The following is a 26,094-nucleotide window of genomic DNA, read 5'->3' as shown; positions in this document are numbered from 1 at the left end:
GGGGCCAAGGAGGGGTCCCGCCCCGGCCCGTCACCGACGGCCTGCACCGACGGCCTCCGCCGCCGGCCCGTCACAGGAGCATGAACTGCCCCTCCGGGCCCTCCTCCTGGTGGTCCAGCACGGACGCCGGGCGCCGGGCCCCCTCCGGTACGGGCAGCACCCCGGCCGCCCGCAGGGCGTCCCGGGTCACTCCGCCCGGGACCGCCCGCGCCGTGAGCGCCGCGCGCTCCGGCGCACGACCGGCCAGCAGAGCGAGGACCGTGATCAGTTCGAGCAGCTCCGAGGTCCACTCCTGCGGCCAGGCGTCCGGCCCGATCGCCTCCAGGCTGCCCGGCTCGGCGGGCGCGGTCCGGTGCGCGAACCACTGCTCCAGCATGCGCACGCCCCCCACCTCGAACTCCCAGGCGCCCGCGGGGACCGGGGAGATCCGCCCCTCGCCCAGGCTCAGGAGCTCCTCCGCCGGGTCGTACCCGAGCTCCGTCGGCCGGGCCGGAACGGCCGCCCGTACGTAGGGCCTGCGGCCGCCCGGCAGGCGTGGCCGCGCCCCGCCCCTGGCGCCGCGCAGCTGCACCTCGATGAGCTCCCGGCCCAGTGCCACCCCCGCCGCCCACACCTCCGGGTCCGCGGGCAGCGGCACCCGGCAGCCCGCGGGGGAGGACACGCCCGCCGCCACGGCCCAGGCCGGCACGTCCAGGTCGGTGACCCCGGAGCCGTACCGCTCGCGCAGCAGCGGCAGCAGGCCCGGCGCCAGGTTCGGCTCCGCGCCCCCGGGGCGGCGGAAGAGCGGGCGGATGCGGCCGGGGCGGCCGGCGGGGGAGCGTCCGTCGGGCAGCGCGGCCGTCACGAGCAGCGAGGGACCGGCCGCGCCCGGCACGTGCCCCTGCTCGACGACGAACAGCTGGTGCGCGTCGGCGACCCGCCACAGCTCCGGGCGGGCGGTGTCGATCAGCCGGTGGTCGGGGAGCAGCCACTGCTCGTCGAACGGCCCGTGCGCGAGCCGCACCGGCTCGGGGCAGCGGCCCGCCTCCCGGGCGAACCGGACGGTGCCGGTCCGCTGCCCGGGCAGCGCGGCCACCGAACTCGCCTGCGTCCGTGCCCGGCTCGGCCGGAACAGCGCCTCGCGCTCCGCGCCCCGCGCCGCCACGAGCCGGTCCCAGCGGGCCCTGAGGGTGCGCGGATCGGGGGCGACGATCCAGGAGCGGCCGAGCCGCAGCGGAGCCGTGGACCACGGCATGAGGTCGTCGAGCAGGGGCGCGTCGAGCAGCGGCAGGTCCTCCGTCACGCCCCGCATGCTAACGACGCCGGTCAGTGCGCCTCCACCGTGACGGTGAAGGAGAAGCGGTCGCCCCGGTACCGGATGCGGGCCACGTCGACGACCCGGCCCTCGTCGTCGTAGGTGACACCGGTGTAGTGCAGGATCGGCGAGAGCAGCGGCACCTGGAGCAGGGCGGCGGTCTCGGGGTCCGCGAGCCGGGCCTCGACGGTGTCGGTGATGCGGCTGATCCGGACGCCGACCAGGTCCCTCAGCACCTTCGTCATGGGCCAGCGCTCCAGGTCGGCCGGGTCGATGCCGGCGGCGATCTCCGGGAGCACCGCGTTCTCCGCCCAGTTGGTGGGCTCGCCGCTCTCGCCGTCGGCGCGCAGCCGCCGGTAGACCGCGACCTCGGCGGCCTCGGGGAAGTACTCGGCGAGTTCGCCGGGGACCGGCTCGGTGCCGTGCCCGAGGACGGTGGTCCGCTCGCCGGACTGCTGGGCCACGATCGCGTCGATCGAGCCGAGCAGCCGGCGCGGGGTGGAGCGCCGGGCGCCCGGCTCGATGAAGGTGCCGCGCCGCCGGTGCCTGCTGATCAGGCCCTCCTCCTCCAGTTCCTTGAGGGCTTGGCGCATGGTGAGCACGCTCACGCCGTAGTGGGCGGCGAGCTGCTCCTCGGTGGGCAGCCGCAGCGAGGCGTCAGGGGTGCGGCCCAGTATGGAGGCGCGCAGCGACTGCGAGACCTGGTACCAGAGCGGCAGCTTCCGGTTCAGGACCAGCGAGTCGGGAGCGAAGGCGGTCACGGCTCTCTCCGTACGACGACTACGAGACTTCCGGCCAGGACCTTACGGCCGGAAGTGGCGCTGAAGACCCTGCCATACGTCGTCGTAACCCCGCTGCAGGTGGTCGGCTCCGGCGGCCTGCGGGGTGGCGGTGATCGGCCAGCGGGTCTCGAACATGAAGGCGAGGCCGTCGTCGACCTTGTGCGGCTTGAGCTCGGCGGCGCTGGCCCGGTCGAAGGTCTCGCGGTCGGGGCCGTGCGCGGACATCATGTTGTGCAGCGAGCCGCCGCCCGGCACGAAGCCCTCCGCCTTGGCGTCGTAGGCGCCCTCGATCAGGCCCATGTACTCGCTCATCACGTTGCGGTGGAAGTACGGCGGGCGGAAGGTGTCCTCGCCGACCAGCCAGCGCGGCGCGAAGACCACGAAGTCGACGCCCGCGAGGCCGGGGGTGTCGGACGGCGAGGTGAGCACCGTGAAGATCGACGGGTCCGGGTGGTCGTAGGAGATCGTCCCGATCACGTTGAAGCGGCGCAGGTCGTAGACGTACGGCGTGTGGTTGCCGTGCCAGGCGACGACGTCGAGCGGGGAGTGCCCGTAGGTCGCCGACCAGAGGTTGCCGCAGTACTTGTTGACGACCTCGACCGGGCCCTCGACGTCCTCGTAGGCGGCGACGGGGGCGCGGAAGTCGCGGGCGTTGGCCAGGCCGTTGGCGCCGATCGGACCGAGGTCGGGAAGCTGGAAGGGCGCCCCGTAGTTCTCGCAGACGTAGCCGCGGGCGGCCGCGTCCAGGAGCTCGACCCGGAACCGGACCCCGCGCGGGATCAGGGCGACCTCGCCGGGGCGCACCGCGAGCAGTCCGAGCTCGGTGCGCAGCAGCAGCCCGCCGTGCTCGGGGACGATGAGCAGCTCGCCGTCGGCGTCGCTGAAGACCCGCTCCATGGGCGCGTTCGCGTGGTAGAGGTGCACGGCCATGCCGCTGCGCGCGGTGGCGTCGCCGTTGCCGCCGAGGGTCCACAGTCCGGCCAGCCAGTCGGTGCCGGCCGGCGGCTCCGGCAGCGGGTTCCAGCGCAGCCGGTTGGGGTCGGGCACGGTCTCGGTGAAGGGGGCGGTGCGCACGCCGCCGTTGTCGATCCGGGTGAACGGGGGGTGCGCGGCCGAGGGCCGGATCCGGTAGAGCCAGGAGCGCCGGTTGTGCGCCCGCGGCTCGGTGAACGCGGAGCCGCTGAGCTGCTCCGCGTACAGGCCGAGCGGCGCCCGCTGCGGCGAGTTCCGGCCCTCCGGCAGGGCGCCGGGGACGGCCTCGGATCCGTGCTCGTTGCCGAACCCCGTGCTGTAGCTCAGCGCTGCGGCCGTCTTGCCGGCCTGTTCCGCGTTCATCGCGTGCTCCTGTCCTGACGCTCACAACAATCCTATGCATGACCGTAGGATTCCGCTCCCGCTCGCGTCAACGGCTCTTTTGCGGAGCTCTTGGACGAGGTGCGCGCATGGGGGGTTCCAAAAGATGAACAATGCTCTACTCTCTCGCGCATGTCGTGGACCCGAAGGTTCGTTCTCGCGCTCTCCGCCGTACTCGCGGCCCTCGCCGCCACCCTCGTCGCCGCGCCCGCCGCCCAGGCGCACGAGGAACGGCCCGTCACCCTGCCCGACGGCTCCGGCAGCGTGCCCGTGCTGCGCACCGGCGAGCCCGACCTGCTCGTCTGCAAGGCCGACCGGGCGGACTTCGAACGCCGGATCGCCGCCTTCCCGGCCGCCCTCAAGGCCCGCAACAGGGCCCTGTACGCGCGCTGCACCGCCCCCGGCACCCGCCAGGGCTTCCGCCACCTCCAGCAGGCCGTCGACGCCGTCCAGCGGCCCGGCATGACCATCGCCATCCTGCCCGGGCTCTACGAGGAGGAGCCCTCACTGCCCGCGCCCACCGGCGCCTGCGCCGCGATCAAGGCCCCCCGCTCGGCGCTCGGCTACCAGATCCTCAGCTACGAGCAGCAGAAGCAGTGCCCGCACAACCAGAACCTGGTCGCCATCCTCGGCAAGAAGAACCTCCAGGTCGAAGGCACCGGAGCCTCCCGCCTCGACGTCGTCGTCGACGCCAAGTACGCCAAGCTCAACGCGATCCGGGCCGACGGCTCCGACGGCATCTACTTCCGCAACTTCACCGCCCAGCGCACCACCTTCAACTCGCTCTACATCCTCGCGGGAGACGGCTTCGTCATCGACGACGTCCTCACCCGCTGGAACGACGAGTACGGCTTCCTCACCTTCGCCTCCGACCACGGCCTCTACAAGAACTGCGAGTCCTACGGCAACGGCGACTCCGGCATCTACCCCGGCTCGGCCTCGAACATCAACGACGGGCGCGGCTACGACGTCCCCCGCTACTCCATCGAGATCACCGGCTGCCGCAGCCACGACAACATGGTCGGCTACAGCGGCACCGCCGGAGACTCGGTCTACGTCCACGACAACGAGTTCGACCACAACATGGGCGGCGCCTCCATGGACTCCGCCTTCCCCGGCCACCCCGGACTCCCGCAGAACCACGCCCGCTTCGAGCGGAACCTGATCCACGACAACAACCAGAACTACTACCGCCACGTCGCCGACGGCACCTGCGCCAAGCCGCCCGTCGAGCGCGGCTACGAACAGGGCGTCGTCTGCCCCCAGATCTCCATGCCGCCCGGCACCGGCATCATCACCGCCGGCGGCAACTGGAACCTCTACGAGGACAACTGGGTGTACGGACACCAGCGCGCCGCCTTCTTCCTCAGCGCCGTCCCCGCCTTCATCCGCGGCGAGTCCGCCTGGGGCAAGCAGACCGACACCTCGCACCACAACCGCTACGCCGGCAACCACCTGGGCGTCGACCGCTCCGGCGCCTCCCGCCCCAACCGCACCGACGTCTGGTGGGACGGCCAGGGCGGCGGCAACTGCTGGCAGTCCGACTCCGCCGCGAGCACCCCCGCCGCCCTCCCCGCCTGCGGCACCGCCCGCGGCGAGGTCTCCGGAAACACCCGCCGCCTCGCCGGCGAACCCGTCAAACTTGCCCAACTCCTCGTCTGCGCCGACTACAACGTCCAGGCCCGCCGCCTGCCCGCGGGCTGCGACTGGTACGGGGCGCGCGGCATCCAGCGCGTCGAGACCCAGCTCACCCTGGGCGTCGCCGCCGTCCTCGCCCTGGTCGGCACCCTGCTCTGGTGGCGCCGTCTGCGCGGCAGCCGCCTCGCCGCCGTCGCGACCGCCCTGGGCCTGGCCGGCCTCGTCCTCGACGTCGCCGGCTCCACCCTCGCCCTCACCCCGACCTCCGTCCCCGCCCTGGCCCTGCTCCTCACCGGCCTGTGGTGGACCGGCATCGGCCTCGCCCTCCGGGCCGGCGGCACTCGCCCGGTCTTCGCCTGGACCACCGTCGCCCTCGGCGCCCTCACCCTCCTCGACGCCTTCGACAAGGCGGTCCTGATGATCCCCTGGATCCCCGTCAGCCCCGCCTGGGTGCGCGGACTGCTCGCCGTGGTCTGGGTGCTGTGGGCCGTGATCGTCGCCGGCGCCCGCGGGCCCGCCCCGGCCACCACTCCGACGGTGCCCGCCACCCCGGCGGCCGCGGGCGGCGCCGCGTGAACGCCCCCACGGCCCGGGCCGCCCGCGCCCTGCTCGCCCTCGCCGTCGGCGTCGCGCTGCTCTCCGGATGCGGCGGCCGTCCCACCACCCACCACAAGCCCGGCACCACCCACCAGGAGGCCACCGGCGGCAACGGCACCCTCCTCGCCGCCAAGGACACCACCGGACACCGCCTGCGCGAGGTGCCCGCAGCCGGGGCGCCCGGCGTACGCGCGGAGCTCCGGCCCGACAGCGAGGGCGGCTGGAACGTCCACCTGCTGGTGGAGAGGTTCCGCTTCACCCCCGAGAGCACCGGCGGCGCCGCCCTCCTCGGCCGAGGGCACGCCCGGCTCCTCCTCGACGGGCGCGAGACCGCCCGCGCCTACGGCCCCTGGGCCCACGTACCGGCCGGCGCCCGCACCCTCACCGTCCGGCTGTACGCCGACGACCACACCGCCTGGGCCGTCGCCGGCCGCCCCGTCGAGGCCACCGTCCGCCTCGCCGGCACCGACGGCACCGCGTCCGCCGCGACCCCGCCCGCGCCGACCGCCACCCCGGCCGGCCGCACCCTCACCGTCACCGTCACCGTCACCGGCGACTCCGTACAACCACCCCCGTCCCGGGTCGAACTGAAGAAGGGCGAACTCCTCACCCTCCGCGTCACCAGCGACCGCGCCGACACGCTCCACGTGCACGGCTACGACCGCGAACTCCCCCTTCCCGCCGGAACACCGGCCACCCTCACCTTCACCGTGGACCGCACCGGTCTCTTCGAGGTGGAGACCCACGAGTCCGGACTCGTGCTGACCCAACTCGTCGTCCGATGACGGGGCCCGCCGAGGCCGGCGCTCACGCGACCGGCCTGGCGGCCGCCGGACTCCGCGCCGCCGGCCTGCCCCTCCCCGGCCCGGCCACCCTGCCGCTCGCCCACGGCGTCGGCGCCCAGCACGACCTGCCCCTCTCGCCCTTCTACGCCTACGCGGGCGCCTTCGCCGCGCTCTTCGTCTCCTTCCTCTCGCTCGGCCTGCTCTGGTCCTCCTCCCGCTTCCGCGGCGACCGGGCCGGCCGCCCCCTGCCCGCCGCCGTCCAGCACCTCGCCGACGCCCCCGCCACCCGCACCGCGCTGCGGGCCCTCGGCGCGGCCGCCGCGCTCCTCCTCGTCCTCCACCTCCTCCTCGGCCCCGACGACCCCGACCGCAACCCGGCGCCGGGGGCCGTCTACGTCCTGCTCTGGGTCGGGCTCGTCCCCGCCTCCCTCCTCCTCGGCCCCGTCTGGCGCCTGCTCAACCCGCTCCGCACCCTCCACGCCCTGCTCCGGCGCCTCCGTCCCGCCGGGCGCCCACCCCGCCCCCTGCCCGCCCGGCTCGGCATCCGGCCCGCCGCCGCCGGACTCCTCCTCTTCACCTGGCTCGAACTCGTCGCCCCCGACAACACCTCCGCGGCCGTCCTCCTCACCGCCCTCGGCGCGCACACCGCCGTCCACCTCCTCGGCGCCGCCCGGTACGGACCCGACTGGTTCGCCCACGCCGACCCCTTCGAGGTCTACTCCTCCCTCCTCGCCCGACTCTCCCCCCTGGGCCGCCGCGCCGACGGCCGCCTCGTCGTGCGCTCCCCCTTCAACGGCCTCGACGCCACCCCGCCCGTCCCCGGCCTCGTCGCCTCCGTCTGCGTCCTCCTCGGCTCCACCGCCTACGACGGCCTCTCCGACAACCCCCGCTGGATCGGCGTCCTGCAGACCTCGGCCCTCGGGCGCACCCCCACCGCCACCCTCGGACTGCTCGCCGCCGTCGCCCTCGTCGCCCTCCTCTACGGACTCTGCGCAGGCGCCCTGCGTCTGCTGAACCGCCCACTCACCACTCCGCTCACCTCCTTCGCCCACTCGCTCCTGCCCATCGCCCTCGGCTACCTCGTCGCCCACTACTTCTCACTCTTCGCCACCGAAGGGCCACGTACGGTCATCATGGCAGCGGGCACTGACAACGCCCCCTCGCCCGCTCCGCCACTGGGCCCCGGCGGCCTCGCCACCCTCCAGGTCGCCTCGATCGTCATCGGTCACGTCCTCGGCGTCATCGCCGCCCACGACCGCTCCGCCCGCCTCTTCCCGCCCGACCGGGCCGTGGCCGGACAACTCCCGCTGTTCGCGCTGATGATCGCGTACACCCTCGGCGGCATCGGGCTGCTGATCGCCTGAGCCCGGCCGGAACGGCATGATGGTCCCCGTGCCCCAGCCCGACCCGCAGTCCCCGCCGTCGCCACACGCCGCCCAGGCCGCGCAGACCGTTCCGGCGCTCCGCCGCGCCCCCGTGCAGCAGCGCAGCGCCGAACGCCTCGCCCGGATCCTCGACGCCTGCGCCGAACTCCTCGACGAGACCGGCTACGAGCAGCTGAGCACCCGCGCCGTCGCCGCCCGGGCGGGCGTCCCCATCGGCTCCGTGTACCGCTTCTTCCCGAACAAGCGCGCCCTGGCCACCGCCCTCGCCCACCGCAACCTCGACCGCTATGCCGCGCGCATCGCCGTCCGCCTCGACGCGCTGCGCGCCGAGGCGGAGCACGCCGCCACCGCCTTCGGCCTCGTCGACGCGGTCCTCGACGAGTACCTCGCGATGAAGCGGACCGTGCCCGGCTTCGCACGCGTCGACTTCGGCATCCCCGCCCCCGGCGAGGCGGGCGAGGAGCCCCCCAACCAGCTCGTCGCCGACCGGATCTGCGGCCTGCTGGCCGCCCCCCTCGGCCGCACCGCCGACGAGGCGCTGCGCCGTCAGGTGCTCGTCGGCGTCGAGGCCACCGATGCCCTGCTCCAACTCGCCTTCCGCGCCGACCCGTCCGGCGACCCCGCCCTGATCGCCGAGACCCGCGCCCTCCTCCGCGCCTACCTCGCACCCTCCCTCGGCTGAGCGGCCGGAGCGGGGTCCGCGTCAGGACCTGTCGCACCTTCCTACCGGTCGGTATGCTCGCGACTGCCCGCGTGCCACCGCCGCCGCCCCAGGGAGACCGCCATGTCCACCGCCCTGCGCATCTGCCCCCTGTGCGAAGCGACCTGCGGGCTCACCCTCACCCTGGACGGCGACCGGGTCACCGGCGCGCGGGGCGACCGGGACGACGTCTTCAGCCGGGGCTTCCTCTGCCCGAAGGGCGCTGCCTTCCCCGAGGTCGACGCCGATCCCGACCGGCTCACCGGCCCCCTCGTCCGCGACGACGGGGTGCTGCGCGAGGCCACCTGGGACGAGGCCTTCGACCGCATAGCCGCCCGCGTCCGGCCGCTGATCGAGGAGCACGGGCCGAACGCCGTGGGCATCGTCCTCGGCAACCCCAACGTCCACACCATCGCCGGCGCCCTCTATCCGCCGCTGCTCCTCGGGGCCCTGCGCACCCGCAACCTCTTCACCGCGTCCACCCTCGACCAGATGCCCAAGCACGTCTCCAGCGGCCTGCTCTTCGGCGACGCCTTCGCCGTCCCCGTGCCCGACCTCGACCGCACCGACCACCTGCTGATGCTCGGAGCCAACCCGCTCGACTCCAACGGCAGCCTGTGCACCGCCCCGGACTTCCCCGGCCGGCTCAAGGCGCTCCGAGGGCGCGGCGGCACCCTCACCGTCGTCGACCCCCGCCGTACCCGCACCGCCCGTCTCGCCGACCGCCACCTCGCCATCCGCCCCGGCACCGACGCCCTCTTCCTCGCCGCCCTCGTCCACACCCTCTTCGCCGAGGACCTCGTCCGCCTGGGCGCCCTCGCGCCGCACGTCGACGGCGTGGCGGAAGTCCGCGAGGCCGTCCGCGCGTTCACCCCCGAGGCGGTCGCCGCCGCCTGCGACCTGGACGCCGGCGCCATCCGCGCCACCGCCCGCGAGCTGGCCGCCGCCCCCACCGCCGCCGTCTACGGGCGGATGGGCTCCTCCACCGTCGCGTACGGCACCCTCGGCAACTGGCTCGTCGACGTCCTCAACGTCCTCACCGGCAACCTCGACCGGCCCGGCGGCGCCCTCTTCCCGCTCGCCGCGACCGCCCCCGCGCCCCGCCCGGCGGGCCCGGGCAAGGGCTTCGCGCTCGGCCGCTGGGCCAGCAGGGTCTCCGGCCACCCCGAGGCCAAGGGCGAACTCCCCATGGCCGCCCTCGCCGAGGAGATCGACACCCCGGGGGAGGGCCGCGTCCGCGCGGTGATCACCGTGGCCGCCAATCCCGTCCTGTCCGCACCCGACGGACACCGCCTCGACGCCGCCCTCGGCTCCCTCGATCTGATGATCAGCGTCGACCCGTACCTCAACGAGACCACGCGTCACGCCGACGTCGTGCTGCCCCCGCCGCCGCCCTCGCAGAGCGCGCACTTCGACTTCGCCTTCAACCAGTTCGCGGTGCGCAACCAGGCCCGCTACACGCCCGCCGCCGTGCCCCTGGGGGAGGGGCGCATGGACGAGTGCGAGATCCACGCCCGGCTGATCCTGGCCGTCTCCGGACTCCACGGCACCCCGCACGCGGCCGTGGACGAGCTCGCCGTCGACACCGCCCTGGCCAGAGCCGTCGCCCAGGAGCACTCGCCCGTTCACGGCCAGGACCCGAAAGCCCTGGCCGCGAGCCTCACCGGGGCCACCGGGCCCGAGCGGCGCCTCGACCTGATGCTCCGCCTCGGGCCGTACGGGCTGACCCTCGACGCCCTCCGGGCGGCGCCGCACGGCATCGACCTCGGCCCCCTCGAACCCCGTCTGCCCGGCCTCCTGAAGACCCGCAGCGGCCGGATCGAGCTGCTGCCCGCGCCCCTCGCGGCCGACCTGCCCCGCCTCCGCGCGGTGCTCGACCACGCACCCGACCCGGGCGTGCTGCGGCTCGTCGGGCGGCGTCATCTGCGCTCCAACAACAGCTGGCTGCACAACGTCCCCGCCCTCACCGGCGGCTCCAACCGCTGCACCCTCCAGGTCCACCCGGACGACGCCGCCCGGCTGGACCTCGCCGCCGGCGGCCTCGCGCGCGTCAAGGGCGCCGGTGGCGAACTGGAGGCCGAGGTCGAGATCACCGACACCGTGCGCCCGGGCGTGGTGAGCCTGCCGCACGGCTGGGGCCACGACCGCCCGGGCACCCGCCTCGCGGTCGCCTCCGACCGCCCCGGCGTCAACGTCAACCAGCTGCTCGACGGCTCCCTGCTCGACCCGCTGTCGGGCACCGCCGTCCTCAACGGTTTCCCCGTCCAGGTCGCCCCGGGCGGGACGCCCATGCCGTGACCTGGGGTTTTGCTCGTATTGCTCACGCGTCAACATCTTGTTAACGCCGGAACGGGCCACCTACCGTCATCCGCACCGCCGCTCTGGCGGGAGTTCAAGGGTGAACGTGAGGTGTCCCTCCCATGCTAACCATCCTCGGCTTCGCCATGATCGCGACCTTCCTGGTCCTGATCATGATGAAGAAGATGTCGCCGATCGCGGCGCTCGTGCTGATTCCCGCGCTGTTCTGCGTCGCCGTCGGACAAGGGGCCCAGCTGGGCGACTACGTCATCGAAGGCGTCGGCAAGCTGGCTCCGACGGCCGCGATGCTGATGTTCGCGATCGTCTACTTCGGCGTCATGATCGACGTCGGCCTGTTCGACCCGATCGTCCGGGGCATCCTGCGCTTCTGCAAGGCCGACCCGATGCGCGTCGTGGTCGGTACGGCGGTGCTCGCCGCGATCGTCTCGCTGGACGGCGACGGCTCCACCACCTTCATGATCACCGTCTCGGCGATGTACCCGCTCTACAAGCGGCTCGGCATGAGCCTGGTCGTCATGACCGGTGTCGCCGCCACCGCCAACGGCGTCATGAACACCCTCCCCTGGGGCGGCCCGACCGCCCGCGCGGCCACCGCGCTCAAGCTGGACGCGGCCGACATCTTCGTCCCGATGATCCCGGCGCTCGCCATGGGACTGCTCTTCGTCTTCGTCCTCGCCTACGTCCTGGGCCGCCGCGAGCGCAAGCGCATCGGCTACCTCAGCCTGGACGAGGTGCTGGTCGCGCAGGCCGACACCGAGACCGTCCTGGTCGGGGCGGGCGGCGGTGCCGGCAAGGGAAGCAAGGGCGGCAAGGGCGGCAAGGGCGGCAAGGGGGCGAACGGCACCAAGGGAGCCGGTTCCGGTGGTGACCTCCCCGAGAGCGCCGAAACGGGCGCCGGGGAGGCGGCCGACGGCGGCTTCCAGGGCCTCGACCCGAACCGCGCGACCCTGCGTCCCAAGCTGTACTGGTTCAACGCCGGACTGACCGTCGTGCTGCTCGCCGCGATGATCATGGAGCTGCTGCCGATCCCGGTGCTGTTCCTGCTCGGCGCCGCGCTCGCGCTCACCGTCAACTTCCCGAAGATGGGCGAGCAGAAGGCCCGCATCGCCGCCCACGCCGACAACGTCCTCAACGTCGCCGGCATGGTCTTCGCCGCCGCGGTCTTCACCGGTGTGCTCACCGGCACCGGCATGGTCAAGCACATGGCCGACTGGCTGGTCGGTGCCATCCCCGAGGGCATGGGGCCGCACATGGCCCTGGTCACCGGGGTGCTGAGCCTCCCGCTCACCTACTTCATGTCGAACGACGGCTTCTACTTCGGCGTCCTGCCGGTGCTCGCCGAGGCCGGCGCCGCCCACGGCGTGTCCCCGTTGGAGATCGCCCGTGCCTCGCTGGTCGGTCAGGCCCTGCACATGTCGAGCCCGCTGGTCCCGGCGGTGTACGTGCTGGTCGGCATGGCGAAGGTGGAGTTCGGCGACCACACCCGGTTCACGGTGAAGTGGGCCGCGCTGACCTCGCTGGTGGTGCTCGCGACGGGGATCCTGTTCGGGATCATCTAGGCGTTCGGGGCCGGGCGGAGGTCCGGCGCACGGCCGGACGGGTGGAAGTCGGAGGGTGGCACGGCCTGGTGCCACCCTCCGTAGTCATGTGATGACCAATAGTCAGATTATCGGTCCATTGATCCGATGTCGGTACGACTGGAGGAACTCCGCATGACCGCTCAGGCTGTCCGTCCCCTGCTCTCCGCCGCCGTAGTCGGCCTCACCCTGGGTGCCGCCACCCTGGCGGGCGCTCCCGCCGCTTTCGCGGCCCCCGGAGACGACGGCGACATCAAGGTTCACCGTGCGGGCACGGTCGAACCCGACCAGAGCAACCAACCGCAGGTCTGCGAGTTCCACTTCGCTGCCTTCAACTTCAACGACCTCGACACGATCCACTGGGACATCTACAACCAGCCCCCGGGTACCCCGCCGGCCGTGCGGTCGGGCGACATCGCCCTCGACTCCGCGCACAACGGCTACAGCCCCGACATGACGCTCCCCGATGGCATGTACAAGGTCGAGGTGACGTGGGTGGGCCAGCAGGGCGCCAAGAAGAGCAAGGTCTTCCGGGTCGACTGCGACAACCCCACCAACCCGCCGACCACGCCGCCTCCCACCACGCCGCCACCCGCCAACGGAGGCGGCGACAACGGCGGCGGCAACGGTGGGCACGGCCACCACAAGCCGCCGCACGGCCCCGTCGGAGCGGGCGGCGGCGGTTCCGCCGACACCACCGCCTCTGACGACGGCTCCGCCTTCGGCGTCGGATCCGCCCTCGCCGCCGGTCTCGCCGGCACCGCCGGCCTGATCCTCGTCCGTCGTGCACGCCGCCGCAACGATGGCGCCGCGTAGGTCCCCCTCCCCGCGCAGGACGGTATCCACCGGCCGGGCTCCCTCCGCCTCCCCGAGCGAGCGGAGCCCGCGCCGGACCCACCCGCGCGGGCCCGCCTCGCGCAGACCCACCACCCGCCGGCGGCGCCGGCTCCTCAGGCTCGCGCGGACCGTCGCCGTGACCCTCACCCTGGTCGTCGGCGTCGTCTGGTGGGCCCAGGACGGTGAGCCGGAAGGGCCGGCCCTCGCCGCCGGCGCCGCCGCACACGGCGTGGCCCAGCCGGCCGCGGCCCCGGGAGACCCGAAGCCGAAGGGTCTCCCCCGCGCAGCGGATCGAGCCGGGGCGAAACCCCAGCCGCCCCCCGCACCCCTGGGACGGTCCCGCCCCACCACCCTCGCCGTCCCCGCCATCACCATCGAGGCCCCGGTCGTCAAGCTGGGCCTCGACGCCTCCGGCGTACTCGCCACTCCGCCGATCGGCAACCCCCGGATCGTCGGCTGGTACGCCGAGGGCCCGGCTCCGGGCGAACGCGGCACCGCCGTCGTCGTCGGCCACCGCGACACCCGCACCGGACCGGCGATCTTCCTCAACCTCAACGCGCTCGCCCCTGGCAACACCGTCCGGATCGCCCGTGCCGACGGCCGTGTCGCCGTCTTCACGGTCGACCGGGTCCGCACGTACGCCAAGTCCGCCTTCCCCGACAAGGAGGTCTACGGCAGCACGGGCCGCCCCGAACTGCGCCTGCTCACCTGCGGCGGAACCTTCGACCGGAAGGCGGGCTACGAGTCGAACATCGTCGTCTTCGCCCACCTCACGGGCGTCGACCGGCAGATCTGACCCCGCCGGGGCGGCCCTGCGCCGCCCCGGCCTGCCCGCGCCACCGGCTCGCCCCGGCCGGTCGGACGCGGACGGTGGCGAGTCATCGCCAACCCCTTCCGGACCCGCGGGCCCGGCCCGCAAGATGGCCGTGGAGCCGGAAAGAGCCCGCGTCCGCCGCGTGGAGATCGTCCGGCACCAGCATCACGGCCGCTCCGCACCCGACGCGCCGAGCAGCCACGCCGTCGCCCGGAACAGGCTGGTCCCGCTCCTCCTCGGGACCGCGCCCGCCTCCGGGCGGACCCAGCCCAAGGGCGGCAGCGGAGAAGCCGGTTCGGGACACTCCTCTCCCGGCGCGGACCACTCCGTGGCCGGCCGGTCCGCCGACCAGCCGTCCAGGGCCTCGGCGACGTGAGCCCGTAGAGCCGCACGCCTCCCTCCCCTCCGCACGCAGGCCCGTGCCGCCGCCGGGTCCAGGCCTGCGCCCCTCCCGGCCGCTCCCACACCGGCCGACGGGTCCGCATCCTCCTTTCCCGCCCCCGCGCCCCCTTGGCCCGCGCCCCGCACGCCAGACCCCGCACCCCGCGCACCCGGGGCCCCCGTCGGCCGGCCCGCGTGCCGCACCCGACCGGCCCGGCAAGGCGGAACCCCCCAGTTCGCGGGCGGTAGGGCTGTCCGGGGTGCCTGTGGACAGGGCGGGAAGCGGAACGCGAGGATCGCATCGGGCATCGGGCATCGGGCATCGGGCATCGGGCATCGGGCATCGGGCAGCGGTGATCGGTGATCGGGCATCGGGCGCCCGGTGTCGGGAGGGCGGCCGGGTGGCGCCGGTGCGTTGCCTCTCGGTGTGCCCCGGGGGATCGGCGCGGGGGCGGGAAGGGGCCTGGCGCCCGAAAACTAACAGCGCTAGTTTGGGTCCCGGTCACGCGAGCAAGCGCGCCGCCCCGACGTGTGAGGAGACAGCGGATGAAGGCCCACGACGCGATGTACATCGGCGGGGAGTGGCGTCCCGCGGCATCCGCGGAGACGATCGCCGTGATCGACCCCGCCGACGAGCGGGTCATCGCCCACGTCCCGGCCGGGACCGCAGAGGACGTCGACGCCGCCGTGCGCGCCGCCCGTGCCGCCTTCCCCGGCTGGGCCGCCACCCCGCCCGCCGAGCGGGCCGCCCGGATCGGCGCGCTGCGCGACGCGCTCGCCGCCCGCGCCGAGGAGATCGCCGCCACGGTCACCGCCGAGCTCGGTGCCCCGCCGCAGCTCGCCGCCGCCGTGCACGCCGGACTGCCCATCGCCGTGGCCGGTTCGTACGCCGAGCTCGCCGCCACCCACCCCTTCGAGGAGAAGGTCGGCAACTCGACCGTCTACTCCGAGCCGGTCGGCGTCGTCGCCGCGATCACCCCGTGGAACTACCCGCTCCACCAGATCGTCGCCAAGGTCGCCCCCGCCCTCGCCGCCGGCTGCACCGTCGTCCTCAAGCCCGCCGAGGACACCCCGCTGACCGCCCAGCTCTTCGCCGAGGCCGTCCACGCCGCCGGGGTGCCGGCCGGTGTCTTCAACCTGGTCACCGGCCTCGGCGCGGTCGCCGGGCAGGCCCTCGCCGAGCACTCCGACGTGGACCTCGTCTCCTTCACCGGCTCCACCGCCGTCGGCCGGCGGATCGGCGCCCTCGCCGGCGGCGCGGTCAAGCGCGTCGCCCTCGAACTGGGCGGCAAGTCGGCCAACGTGATCCTGCCCAGCGCCGACCTCGGCAAGGCCGTCGCCGTCGGCGTCGCCAACGTCATGTCCAACTCCGGCCAGACGTGCAGCGCCTGGACCCGGATGCTGGTCCCCGCCGAGCGGTACGAGGAGGCCGTCGCGCTCGCCGCCGAGGCCGTCGCCAAGTACGTCCCCGGCGAGCGTCTCGGCCCCCTCGTCAGCGCCCGGCAGCGCGACCGCGTCCGCGACTACATCGAGAAGGGCGTCGCGGAGGGCGCCCGGCTCGTCGCGGGCGGCCCCGAGGCCCCGCGCCCGACCGGCTACTACGTCGCCCCGACCGTCTTCGCCGACGTCACCCCCGGGATGACCATCGCCCAGGAGGAGATCTTCGGCCCGGTCGTCTCGATCATCCGGTACGAGGACGAGGCCGACGCGCTCGCCATCGCCAACGGCACGGTGTACGGGCTCGGCGGCGCCGTCTGGGGAGAGCCGGACGAGGCCGTCGCCTTCGCCCGCCGCATGGAGACCGGCCAGGTCGACATCAACGGCGGCCGGTTCAACCCGCTGGCCCCCTTCGGCGGCTGGAAGCAGTCGGGTGTCGGCCGCGAGCTCGGCGCGCACGGGCTCGCCGAGTACCTCCAGACCAAGTCCCTGCAGTTCTGAGCGCCGTACTCACCCGAGGAGCCCCATCCGTGATCCGCGCCGCCGTCCTGCCCGCCATCGGCTCTCCCCTGGAGATCACCGGCATCGAACTGCCCGAGCCGGGCCCCGGACAGGTCCGGGTCCGCCTCGCCGCCGCAGGGGTCTGCCACTCCGACCTGTCGCTGTCCGACGGGACGATGCGGGTACCCGTGCCCGCCGTCCTCGGTCACGAGGGCGCCGGCACGGTCGTCTCCGTCGGCGAGGGCGTCACCCACGTCGCCCCCGGCGACGGCGTCGTCCTCAACTGGGCGCCGTCCTGCGGCACCTGCCACCACTGCTCGATCGGCGAGGTCTGGCTCTGCGCGCACGCGCTGAGCGGCGCCGCCGCCGTGTACGCCCGCACCCAGGACGGCACCGAGCTCCACCCGGGGCTCAACGTGGCGGCCTTCGCCGAGGAGACCGTCGTCGCCGCGAACTGCGTGCTGCCCGTCCCGGACGGCGTCCCGCTCACCGACGCCGCCCTGCTCGGCTGCGCCGTCCTCACCGGCTGGGGCGCGATCCACCACTCCGCGCGGGTCCGGCGGGGCGAGAGCGTGGCCGTCTTCGGCGTCGGCGGCGTCGGCCTCGCCACCCTCCAGGCCGCCCGGATCGCCGGTGCCTCGACGATCGTCGCGGTCGACGTGTCGCCCGAGAAGGAGGCGCTGGCCCGGGCCGCCGGGGCCACCGAGTACGTCGTCGCCTCCGACACCACCGCCAAGGAGATCCGGAAGCTGACCGGCGGCCACGGCGCCGACGTGTCCGTCGAGTGCGTCGGCCGCGCCGCCACCATCCGTACCGCCTGGGACGCCACCCGGCGCGGCGGCCGCACCACCGTCGTCGGCATCGGCGGCAAGGACCAGCAGGTCACCTTCAACGCCCTGGAGCTCTTCCACTGGGGCCGCACCCTGTCCGGCTGCGTCTACGGCAACTCCAACCCGGCCGAGGACCTCCCGGTCCTCGCCGAGCACATCCGCGCCGGCCGCCTCGACCTGAGCGCCCTGGTCACCGAACGCATCACCCTGGAGGGCATCCCCGGCGCCTTCGAGAACATGCTCGCGGGCAAGGGCGGCCGGGCACTGGTCGTCTTCTAGGCCGCCTCTTCCGGGCCGCCTCTTCCGGGCCGCCTCCTCCGGACCCGTCTCTTCCACGGCGTCCTTTCAGGCCCCTCCGGACCGGTCCCGGCACTCCCGCGGACCGGTCCTAGCCCCGTACGGTCCCGACCGGAGCCGCCACCACGGGCTTCGGCCGCGACCGGGACACCGCCACGCCGGCCAGGCACAGCGCGCCCCCGCCCAGCGTGAGCAGCCCCGGCAGCTCGCCCAGGAACACCCAGGCCAGCAGCACCACCAGGGCCGGCACGGCGTAGGTCGTCGCGCCCATCCGGCCCGCGGTCGTACGGGCCAGGGCGTAGGCCCAGGTGGTGAAGGCGAGGGCGGTCGGGAACACGCCGAGGTAGACCATGTTGAGGGTCGCCGACAGCGGGGCCCGGCCCACCTCCTCGACGAGCTGCCCGGCGAACGGCAGACAGGCCGCCGCGCCGATCAGGCACCCGAAGGTCGTCACCTGGAGCGCGCTGCCGTGCGCCAGCGCGGGCTTCTGGGCGACGACACCCCCGGCGTACGCGATCGCCGCCAGCAGGCAGAGCGCGACGCCGAGGACCGAGGCGTGTCCCTCGCCGGACATGGAGAGCCCGACGGCCACCGCGCCCGCGAAGGACACCGCCATGCCGGCGAGCAGTCGGGGCGGCAGCGACTCCTTGAGGAAGCGCGCGCCGAGCAGGGCGATCAGGATCGGGCCGATGTTCACGACCATCGCCGCGGTGCCCGCGTCGACCTCCTGCTCGCCCCAGTTGAGCACCACCATGTACACCCCGAACCACAGCAGCCCGGACACGCCGATCCCGCGCCAGGCGGCCCGCGGCGGAAGCCCTTCGCGGCGTATCAGCAGGACCGCGCCGAGCACCAGGGAGCCGGCGAGGAGCCGGCCCAGGGCGAGGGCGCCGGGGGAGTAGGCGGCGCCCGCGCTGCGGATGGACACGAAGGCGGAGGCCCACAGGACGACGGTGACACCGGCGGCGGCGAGCGCGAGACGTGAGGTTCGGTTCGGCATGGACCGACCGTACGGCGCGGACCGTTCGGCGCTCACCGCAATATCGGGCGCCGCAGCCGCGGACCGGGCGGCTCCCCGCGGCGCCTCCCGCGCCGACCGCCTCACCGCAGCGCCTCCGCCTCGATGCCCAGGCGTGCGCGCAGCGCCCGTTCTCCTTCCGGTGTCACCTTCACCGCGCGCTCCGACCCGATCCGTACGCACCACCCGGCGTCCATCGCGTGCCGGCACAGTGCCGCCCCCGCGAGCCCGGCGAGGTGCTGCCGGCGCTCGGTCCAGTCGAGGCAGCCGCGCGCGACGGGCCGCCGTCCCTTGGACGCGAGGGTGATGCCGAGCTCCTCGAACCAGGCCATGCCCGGGTCGGTCAGCGCGAACCCGGTGTCCTGGCGCAGCAGTCCGCGGGCGGTCAGGGCGTCGGTGAGGGTGATGCCGAGTCGCCCGGCGAGATGGTCGTAGCAGGTCCGGCCGCGCGCCATGGCCTGCCCGGCGCTCGCCGCCCGCAGCCCGAGCGGTGCCCGGGGCCCGGCGGGTTCGGAGCGGGCGGCCAGGTCCTCGACGAGGTGCGCGATGCCGGGGTCGGCGAGCCGGACGTACCGGTGCCGTCCCTGCCGCTCCTCGGCGAGCACCCCGCCCGCGACCAGCTTGCCCAGGTGCTCGCTGGCGGTCGAGGGGGCCACCCGCGCGTGGCGGGCCAGCTCCCCGGCGGTCCAGGCGCGCCCGTCGAGCAGGGCGAGCAGGAAGGCGGCGCGGGTCTCGTCGGCGAAGAGGGCGGCGAGCGAGGCGAGGTCTTTGGGGGCCATGGCACCAGCATGGCGCAGGCATGGTTCGGCCATGGCCGAACCATGGCGGTCGGGACGCCCGGCCCGGATCGGGCGGACGGCACGGGCTGTGCGGATCGGGCGGACGGCGATGGCTGCCCGGACGGCGATGGCTGCCCGGACGGCGCGGGCTACCCGGGCTGCGCAGGCTCCGCGTACTGCGCGTACTGCGTCCCGAGTCCGTCGAGCAGGGCCCGCAGTCCCGTCTCGAAGGCGCCCTCGTCGACCTTCTCGCGCCGCTCAGCGAGGAGGTGGGCCTGGCCGAGGTGCGGGTAGTCGGCGGGGTCGTAGGCGGTCTCGTCGTCGACGAAGCCGCGGGCGAAGGAGCCGAGGGCGGAGCCGGTGACGAAGTAGCGCATCAGCGCGCCGATGTACGTGGCCTGGGCGGGGGGCCAGCCCGCGCGGACCATCGCGCCGAAGACCGCGTCGGCGACCCTCAGGCCGGCCGGGCGGCGGCCGGGGCCCTGGGCGAGGACCGGGACGATGTGCGGGTGGTCGGCGAGGGCGGCCCGGTAGGAGACCGCCCAGTCGTGCAGGGCGGTGCGCCAGTCGCGGGGGTCGTCGGCCGCGAACATCGACAGGTCGATCTTGGTGCTGACCGCGTCCGCGACCGCGTCGAGGATCTCGTCCTTGGTCCGGAAGTGGTTGTAGAGCGAGGGTCCGCTGACGCCGAGTTCGGCCGCGAGCCGCCTGGTCGAGAGGGCGGCGAGCCCCTCGGCGTCCACGAGCGCTCCCGCCGTCGCGACGATGCGGTCTCGGCTGAGGAGGGGCTTGCGCGGTCGGGCCATGGCGCACATAGTAGGCCTGGCCACGAAAACTAGCAGTGGTAATTAAAAGAGGATGGGTGGCGCGGTGAATCTGGAGCTGAGCGAGGAACAGACGGCGGTGCGACGGCTCGCCGAGGACTTCGTCGCCCGTGAGGTCGCCCCGCACGTCGTCGAGTGGGACCGGGCCGAGGACGTCGACCGGTCGATCGTGAAGAAGCTGGGCGCGGTCGGCTTCCTCGGCCTGACCATCCCGGAGGAGTACGGCGGCTCGGGCGGCGACCACCTGGCGTACTGCCTGGTGACGGAGGAGCTGGGTCGCGGCGACTCCTCCGTGCGCGGCATCGTCTCGGTCTCCCTCGGCCTGGTCGCCAAGACGATCTCCTCCTGGGGCGACGAGGAGCAGAAGCGGAGCTGGCTGCCGCGGCTCGCGTCCGGTGACGCGATCGGCTGCTTCGGCCTGACCGAGCCCGGCACCGGCTCCGACGCCGGGAACCTGGCCACCCGGGCGGTCCGCGACGGCGACGGGTACGTGATCGACGGCAGCAAGATGTTCATCACCAACGGCACCTGGGCGGATGTCGTGCTGCTCTTCGCCCGCACCGGGGACGCCCCCGGCCACAAGGGCGTCTCCGCGTTCCTCGTGCCCACCGACACCCCCGGCCTCACCCGCCGTGCCATCCACGGCAAGCTGGGCCTGCGCGGCCAGGCCACCGCCGAGCTGGTCCTCGACGGCGTCCGGGTGCCGGCGAGCGCGATGCTCGGCCCCGAGGGCAAGGGCTTCTCCGTCGCCATGTCCGCGCTCGCCAAGGGCCGCATGTCGGTGGCAGCGGGCTGCGTGGGCATCGCGCAGGCGGCGCTCGACGCGGCGGTGCGGTACGCGGGGGAGCGCGAGCAGTTCGGCAAGCCCATCGCCTCGTACCAGCTGGTGCAGGAGCTGATCAGCGACATCGCGGTCGACGTGGACGCGGCCCGGCTGCTCACCTGGCGGGTCGCGGACCTGGTCGACCGGGGCGAGGAGTTCGCCACGGCCGCCTCGAAGGCCAAGCTGTTCGCCTCGGAGGCCGCCGTCCGCGCGGCCAACAACGCCCTCCAGGTCTTCGGTGGCTACGGCTACATCGACGAGTACCCGGTCGGCAAGCTGCTGCGGGACGCGCGCGTGATGACCCTCTACGAGGGCACCAGCCAGATCCAGAAGCTGATCATCGGGCGGGCGCTGACAGGGGTCTCGGCGTTCTGAGTATCCGGGCGGGATCCAGGGAGTACCCGGGGAGTACCCGGGGGCGCCGCCTGAGTATCCGGGCGGATGTGGCGCCGGCCACATCCGCCCGATGCTGTCCGGCATGAGCGAACACCCGGTCAAGCAGCAGCAGAACACCCCCGCCTACTACGTGCAGGCGATCCTCTCCTTCGGCGTCGCGCTCCTGGCCGTGACGGTCGGGATCTACCAGCTCGACGCCAGCGCCTGGGTCCGAGGCTTCCTCGCCGTCGCCGTCCTCTACCTCACCACCTCCGCCTTCACGCTCGCCAAGGTCGTCCGCGACCGGCAGGAAAGCTGAGCCGCCACTCTCTAAGCGCTTGCTCACCTTCGTTGTATGGTGTTCGTCCCGAAGGCCCGACGAGGAGAGTGCGATGAGCGTGACGGAGGAGACGCCCGGCGGCGAGGACATGCCGTGGGGCGAGGTCACGCCCGAAGCGGCCCGGCGGCTGCTGGTCGCCGCCGTCGAGGCGTTCGCCGAGCGCGGCTACCACGCCACCACGACCCGTGACATCGCGGGCCGGGCCGGCATGAGCCCGGCCGCGCTCTACATCCACTACAAGACCAAGGAAGAGCTGCTCCACCGGATCAGCCGGATCGGCCACGACAAGGCCCTGGAGATCCTGCGGAACGCCGCCGACGGGCAGGGCACGGCCGCCGAGCGGCTCGCCGACGCCGTACGGTCCTTCGTCCGCTGGCACGCCGAGCGGCACACCACCGCCCGCGTCGTGCAGTACGAGCTCGACGCCCTCGGCCCCGAGCACCGCGCCGAGATCGTGGCGCTGCGCCGCGAGTCGGACGCCACCGTGCGCCGGATCCTCGACGAGGGCGTGGCGGCCGGGGAGTTCGACGTCCCCGACGTGGCCGGCACCACCGTCGCGGTGCTCTCCCTCTGCATCGACGTCTCGCGCTGGTTCAACACCCAGGGGCGCCGGACGCCGGACGAGGTCGGCGCGCTCTACGCCGACCTCGTGCTGCGGATGGCGGGGGTTCAGAAGTAGTAGCGGGAGACCGACTCGGCGACGCACACCGGCTTGTCGCCGCCCTCGCGCTCCACGGTCACCTTCGCCGTCACCTGCACCCCGCCGCCGGCCTCCGTCACCTCGGTGAGCACGGCGGTGGCGCGCAGCCGTGAGCCGACCGGCACGGGGGCGGGGAAGCGCACCTTGTCGGTGCCGTAGTTCAGGCCCATCCGCATGCCCTCGACGCGCATGATCTGCGGGACCAGGGTCGGCAGCAGCGACAGCGTCAGGTAGCCGTGCGCGATCGTCCGCCCGAACGGGCCGGTGGCGGCGCGCTCCGGGTCGACGTGGATCCACTGGTGGTCGCCCGTCGCGTCGGCGAACTGGTCGATCCGCTTCTGCTCGATCTCCAGCCAGTCGCTGTGGCCCAGCTGTTCGCCGATCCCGGCGCGCAGCTCCTCGGCGGAGGTGAAGATCCTCGGCTCGGCCATGTTCCCGCTCCCTCTCGTCCCGGCGGTGTGCCGGTGCTGTCCCGGTGAAGCCCCGTGATGTCTAAGCGCTTGCTCAGCATGTGGGGGCGGACGGCCTCCTGTCAACGGACCGGAACGCCCCTCGCGTAGGCTCGACCGGGTGCCGCAGATTCCCGAGAAGATCCACGAACTCACCGTCGGTCAGCTGTCCGCGCGCAGCGGAGCGGCCGTCTCGGCCCTCCACTTCTACGAGTCCAAAGGCCTGATCAGCAGCCGCCGCACCAGCGGCAACCAGCGCCGCTACGGCCGGGACACCCTGCGCCGCGTGGCCTTCATCCGGGCGGCCCAGCGGGTCGGCATCCCGCTCGCGACCGTCCGCGACGCCCTCACCCGGCTGCCCGAGGAACGCACGCCCACCCACGAGGACTGGGCGCTGCTCTCGGCGGCCTGGCGGACCGAGCTGGACGAGCGGATCAAGCAGCTCGGGCGGCTGCGGGACCACCTGAGCGACTGCATCGGCTGCGGCTGCCTCTCGCTGGAGAAGTGCGTCCTGTCCAACCCCGACGACGTGTTCGGAGACCAGCTGAGCGGCTCGCGCCTGATGCCCGAGCGCAAGGCCTGACGAGGGTCCGCACGAGGCCTGACCAGGGTCCGCGCGAGGCCCCGGAAAAAGGAACGAGCGGGGACCCGCCACCCCCGTGGGCGGGCCCCCGCTCGGCTCTGTGGCGGGCGGTCACTCGTACTCGGTGCCGCCCTTGCGGGTCAGATACGCCGGGCTGACCGCCTTCGCGATCGCCCGCCCGCCGACGACCGGGCTGTGCCGCTCGGTCGCCGCGCGGATCACGACCCCCTCGCGCAGGTGCAGTTCCCGCCCGGAGACCGTCTCCCGGCCGCTCGCCAGCGCGAGGACGGTGTCGAGGTCGTACGGGCCGGAGTACAGCCGCGGTACGAGCGGCAGCTCGCCCGGCTCCAGCACCTCCGCCGGGTCCAGCCACCGGACGTGGCCGTCGATCTCGGCGCACAGGTCGAAGAGCGCGAACCCGAGCCCGTCCTCGGCGCGCGCGTTCGCCCCGTAGGCCAGGTCCTGCACCCCCGCCCCGTACACCTCGCCGAACAGGCCGATCCGGCGCGCCCCGAGCCGCTCGGCGAGCCGGGCCGCGACGGCCGGGAGCCCGTGCCCCAGCACGGCGCGCCAGTACAGATTGCGCGGGTCCTCCCGCAGGGCCAGGCCCTTCGCGCCGAAGCCCTTGGACGAGACGAGCGTCCGGTCCTCCTGGGCGAGGTGGGTCACCAGGCAGGCCGTGCCGTGCAGCTTCTCCGTCAGGACCACCGGCTCGCCCGGCGCGAAGACGTCCGGGAAGCGGTGCAGGTTCTCGATCTCCACCCACGGCAGCAGATCCGGCGCGGACTCGACGTCCCCGCTCATCGTCGGCGGCACCGGCGGCGCCCACTTGACGATCCCGAGCAGCTCGGCGAAGTCCGTCCCCTCGGCGGCCGCGCGGGCCAGGTCCACCCCGTCGAGCGCCTGGGGCCGGCACACGATCCCCTGCGACAGCTCCCCGCGCAGCCGCACCGCCTTGACCCGGTCGCCCGCCTTGCCGGCCAGCCGCCCCGTGAGTCCCAGCTCGTCGACGAGCGCGAGCGGAAGCACCGCCTGCTCAGGGATGTAGAGCGCCACGTCACCGGTCCGGTACCCGCCCTTCGCCACGATGGCCCGGTACAGACCGACCTGCGCGAGCTCCAGCGCGTCGGCGTTCGGGTGCTCGTGCACGGTCAGGGTCTCCGCGGTGACGCGCAGGGTCGACATGTCAGGACTCCGGTCGCTCGGTGGGGTGCGATGGTGTGGTCATCGCCGCACACTGTGCCCCGGGGGAATTCGCTGGGCGACCGGTTTACCGCCTGCTAGCGTCGCTCCCTTGCGGCGGGAGTCGGGTCGCCGTCAGGCCGAAGTCCCCGCCGTCCGGGCCGGGATCGGCGCCGCCAGCGCCGCCGACACCAGCTGGGCGTTGGAGCGGGCCGGGCTGCCGTCGGGCAGCAGCAGGGTGTCCTCCAGGCCGATACGGGTGCCCAGGCCGAGCTGCCGGGCCAGCCGCAGCAGCGGCCAGGCGGTGGCGCCGGAACCGTGGAGCAGGACCGGGCGGGAGTGCGGGGAGCGGGCCAGGGCCGCCAGCAGGGCGCGTGCCGTGGACTCGGCCGTCACGGGGGAGGGGTCCGTCACCTCGGCGTGGACGCGCAGCACGCGCGGGGCCAGCGAGGAGCGCAGGAATCGGGCCGGACCGTCCGTGCCGGACCGCAGACAGGCCTCGACGGCGACGCCCCGGCCGAGCAGGGCGGCGGCGAGGGCCTCGGCCCCCGGCTCGTGCCAGTTGACGCAGGCGTGGTCGGGCAGCGCCGTCCAGGCGCGGACCCGGGCGAGCCGGCGCACCGGGTCGCGCTCCGAGCGGACCCCGGTCGTCACGCCCACCGGCACGTCCACGGCCGCGCGGATCGCGGCCAGCGTGTCGGCGAGGACCCGAGGCGAGAGCGTGTCGCCGCCGCAGGGGGTCTTGGGGTGCACGTGCACGTCGTCGGCGCCCGCGGCGACGGCGGCGGCCGCCGCCTCGGCCATCGCGACCGGGGACATCGGCACCGCGGCCGAATCCCCGGGCCCGTGGCCCCCGTTGAGAGCGACCTGGAGCATCACGCCACCGACGCCAGGCGCGGCAGCGCGTCCCCACGGGTCCGGGCGAGCGCCCGGGACGTGAGGACGGCGCGGGGTATCAGCACCCCGCAGTCCTCGCACACCGGCCCGAACCACGGCTCGTCCCGCAGCTCCGCCCGCCACTCGATGTGCGGCCCCGCGCAGACCGGACAGTGGTCGCCCGGCCCCCGCTTCAACGCGGCCACCAGCCGCCCCACCACCTCGGGCAGCGGCTCCTGCGGATGGCGGGCGGGATCGTCGCAGCGCGCCACCCCGTTGCCGCCCCAGATCCGGCGGTGCCACTCGTCGAGCGCGCCCGGCCGGCGCAGCCCGCCGTGTTTCTCCCGCCGCCTGCGCTCGGCGAACTCCGCCTCGTACGCGAGCCACACCGCCCGCGCCTGCTCCAGCTCGTCCAGGGCGGCCACCAGCCGCCCCGGATCGGCTTCCCGGTCCTCCGGGCCGAAGCCGTGGCTCCGGCACAGATGGTCCCAGGTCGCCCGGTGACCGTAGGGCGCGAACCGCTCAAGGCACTTGCGCAGCGAATACCGTCGCAAGGCCGTGTCGCTCCCTGGATCACGGACCTGTCTCGCAAGACTCCGGAACCCGGCCATCGTCTGC

At 74.2% G+C, this 26,094-nt stretch carries 24 protein-coding genes and 1 pseudogene; 15 read left to right on the top strand and 10 right to left on the bottom strand.

The window, feature by feature from the left end; genetic code table 11:
• Positions 1–70: 70 nt before the first annotated feature.
• Genes OG309_RS08050 through hmgA form a run of 3 tightly spaced genes read right to left on the bottom strand, consistent with a single transcriptional unit; the run spans position 71 to position 3,411 of the window.
• Positions 71–1,291 (bottom strand): type ISP restriction/modification enzyme, encoded by a 1,221-nt coding sequence (locus OG309_RS08050; protein WP_329419313.1) that lies wholly within the window; start codon positions 1,289–1,291, stop codon positions 71–73.
• 14 nt (positions 1,292–1,305) lie between these two features.
• Positions 1,306–2,055, bottom strand: coding sequence for a GntR family transcriptional regulator (locus OG309_RS08045; protein WP_329419311.1), 750 nt, complete (start codon positions 2,053–2,055; stop codon positions 1,306–1,308).
• A 42-nt stretch (positions 2,056–2,097) separates the two neighbouring features.
• The gene (gene hmgA / locus OG309_RS08040; RefSeq protein ID WP_329419309.1) at positions 2,098–3,411 is read right to left on the bottom strand and encodes a homogentisate 1,2-dioxygenase; all 1,314 of its coding nucleotides are present in this window, start codon (positions 3,409–3,411) and stop codon (positions 2,098–2,100) included.
• Between the two features lie 150 nt (positions 3,412–3,561).
• Here hmgA and OG309_RS08035 point away from each other — a divergent pair, with 150 nt between their 5' ends.
• The 11 genes from OG309_RS08035 to OG309_RS07985 all read left to right on the top strand — a co-directional run bounded on the left by OG309_RS08035 (position 3,562) and on the right by OG309_RS07985 (position 17,509).
• Positions 3,562–5,643, top strand: coding sequence for a right-handed parallel beta-helix repeat-containing protein (locus OG309_RS08035; RefSeq protein WP_329419308.1), 2,082 nt, complete (start codon positions 3,562–3,564; stop codon positions 5,641–5,643).
• A complete protein-coding gene (locus tag OG309_RS08030) occupies positions 5,640–6,449 on the top strand; it encodes a hypothetical protein (RefSeq protein ID WP_329419306.1) in 810 nt (269 codons plus the stop codon). Before OG309_RS08035 ends, OG309_RS08030 begins: the two co-directional genes overlap by 4 nt.
• Positions 6,450–6,538: 89 nt before the next feature.
• Complete coding sequence (locus tag OG309_RS08025; protein ID WP_329428210.1) at positions 6,539–7,813, top strand: hypothetical protein; 1,275 nt, start codon at positions 6,539–6,541, stop codon at positions 7,811–7,813.
• Between the two features lie 19 nt (positions 7,814–7,832).
• Entirely contained in the window at positions 7,833–8,516 is a 684-nt protein-coding gene (locus OG309_RS08020; RefSeq protein ID WP_329428208.1) for a TetR/AcrR family transcriptional regulator, read from the top strand.
• A gap of 102 nt (positions 8,517–8,618) precedes the next feature.
• A complete protein-coding gene (locus tag OG309_RS08015; protein ID WP_329419305.1) occupies positions 8,619–10,832 on the top strand; it encodes a molybdopterin oxidoreductase family protein in 2,214 nt (737 codons plus the stop codon).
• A gap of 122 nt (positions 10,833–10,954) precedes the next feature.
• On the top strand, positions 10,955–12,412 hold the full coding sequence (locus OG309_RS08010; RefSeq protein ID WP_329419304.1) for a CitMHS family transporter: 1,458 nt from the start codon (positions 10,955–10,957) through the stop codon (positions 12,410–12,412).
• A gap of 153 nt (positions 12,413–12,565) precedes the next feature.
• Positions 12,566–13,246, top strand: a complete 681-nt coding sequence (locus OG309_RS08005; protein ID WP_329419303.1) for a hypothetical protein — start codon at positions 12,566–12,568, stop codon at positions 13,244–13,246.
• Between the two features lie 157 nt (positions 13,247–13,403).
• Positions 13,404–14,063: a class F sortase gene (locus OG309_RS08000; RefSeq protein ID WP_329419302.1), complete on the top strand. Its 660-nt coding sequence runs from the start codon at positions 13,404–13,406 to the stop codon at positions 14,061–14,063.
• A gap of 130 nt (positions 14,064–14,193) precedes the next feature.
• Positions 14,194–14,457, top strand: coding sequence for a hypothetical protein (locus OG309_RS07995; RefSeq protein WP_329419300.1), 264 nt, complete (start codon positions 14,194–14,196; stop codon positions 14,455–14,457).
• 551 nt (positions 14,458–15,008) lie between these two features.
• On the top strand, positions 15,009–16,400 hold the full coding sequence (locus OG309_RS07990) for an aldehyde dehydrogenase family protein (RefSeq protein ID WP_329419299.1): 1,392 nt from the start codon (positions 15,009–15,011) through the stop codon (positions 16,398–16,400).
• A 29-nt stretch (positions 16,401–16,429) separates the two neighbouring features.
• Positions 16,430–17,509 (top strand): Zn-dependent alcohol dehydrogenase, encoded by a 1,080-nt coding sequence (locus OG309_RS07985; RefSeq protein ID WP_329419297.1) that lies wholly within the window; start codon positions 16,430–16,432, stop codon positions 17,507–17,509.
• A 109-nt stretch (positions 17,510–17,618) separates the two neighbouring features.
• Here OG309_RS07985 and OG309_RS07980 read toward each other — a convergent pair whose 3' ends face one another.
• From OG309_RS07980 to OG309_RS07970, 3 genes are all read right to left on the bottom strand, one after another.
• Positions 17,619–18,527, bottom strand: coding sequence for a DMT family transporter (locus OG309_RS07980; protein WP_329419295.1), 909 nt, complete (start codon positions 18,525–18,527; stop codon positions 17,619–17,621).
• A 101-nt stretch (positions 18,528–18,628) separates the two neighbouring features.
• Entirely contained in the window at positions 18,629–19,324 is a 696-nt protein-coding gene (locus OG309_RS07975; protein WP_329419293.1) for an ArsR/SmtB family transcription factor, read from the bottom strand.
• Positions 19,325–19,473: 149 nt separating this feature from the next.
• Entirely contained in the window at positions 19,474–20,130 is a 657-nt protein-coding gene (locus OG309_RS07970; RefSeq protein ID WP_329419292.1) for a TetR/AcrR family transcriptional regulator, read from the bottom strand.
• A gap of 52 nt (positions 20,131–20,182) precedes the next feature.
• Between OG309_RS07970 and OG309_RS07965 the strand changes: the two genes are divergently transcribed.
• The 3 genes and pseudogenes from OG309_RS07965 (at position 20,183) to OG309_RS07955 (ending at position 22,365) form a co-directional block, all read left to right on the top strand.
• Positions 20,183–21,346, top strand: coding sequence for an acyl-CoA dehydrogenase family protein (locus OG309_RS07965; RefSeq protein ID WP_329419290.1), 1,164 nt, complete (start codon positions 20,183–20,185; stop codon positions 21,344–21,346).
• A gap of 103 nt (positions 21,347–21,449) precedes the next feature.
• Positions 21,450–21,662, top strand: a pseudogene (locus OG309_RS07960) (YiaA/YiaB family inner membrane protein); the annotation flags it as partial.
• A gap of 76 nt (positions 21,663–21,738) precedes the next feature.
• Positions 21,739–22,365, top strand: a complete 627-nt coding sequence (locus OG309_RS07955) for a TetR/AcrR family transcriptional regulator (RefSeq protein WP_329419289.1) — start codon at positions 21,739–21,741, stop codon at positions 22,363–22,365.
• Here OG309_RS07955 and OG309_RS07950 read toward each other — a convergent pair.
• A complete protein-coding gene (locus OG309_RS07950) occupies positions 22,356–22,817 on the bottom strand; it encodes a MaoC family dehydratase (protein WP_329419288.1) in 462 nt (153 codons plus the stop codon). The genes OG309_RS07955 and OG309_RS07950 overlap by 10 nt on opposite strands.
• Before the next feature lie 139 nt (positions 22,818–22,956).
• On the opposite strand from OG309_RS07950, the gene soxR reads away from it, so the two are divergent.
• Positions 22,957–23,418, top strand: a complete 462-nt coding sequence (gene soxR / locus OG309_RS07945; RefSeq protein WP_329419287.1) for a redox-sensitive transcriptional activator SoxR — start codon at positions 22,957–22,959, stop codon at positions 23,416–23,418.
• Positions 23,419–23,529: 111 nt separating this feature from the next.
• Here soxR and OG309_RS07940 read toward each other — a convergent pair whose 3' ends face one another.
• From OG309_RS07940 to OG309_RS07930, 3 genes are all read right to left on the bottom strand, one after another.
• Positions 23,530–24,603: an RNA ligase (ATP) gene (locus tag OG309_RS07940; RefSeq protein ID WP_329419285.1), complete on the bottom strand. Its 1,074-nt coding sequence runs from the start codon at positions 24,601–24,603 to the stop codon at positions 23,530–23,532.
• Positions 24,604–24,735: 132 nt separating this feature from the next.
• Positions 24,736–25,476, bottom strand: coding sequence for a 3-keto-5-aminohexanoate cleavage protein (locus tag OG309_RS07935; protein ID WP_329419284.1), 741 nt, complete (start codon positions 25,474–25,476; stop codon positions 24,736–24,738).
• Entirely contained in the window at positions 25,476–26,087 is a 612-nt protein-coding gene (locus tag OG309_RS07930; protein ID WP_329419282.1) for a hypothetical protein, read from the bottom strand. Before OG309_RS07930 ends, OG309_RS07935 begins: the two co-directional genes overlap by 1 nt.
• Positions 26,088–26,094 lie beyond the last annotated feature (7 nt).

Source organism: Streptomyces sp. NBC_01268 (genome assembly GCF_036240795.1).
Classification (GTDB): domain Bacteria; phylum Actinomycetota; class Actinomycetes; order Streptomycetales; family Streptomycetaceae; genus Streptomyces.
The sequence above is the reverse complement of the archived record's forward strand: the minus strand, read 5'-3'. Positions and strand labels throughout refer to the sequence as shown.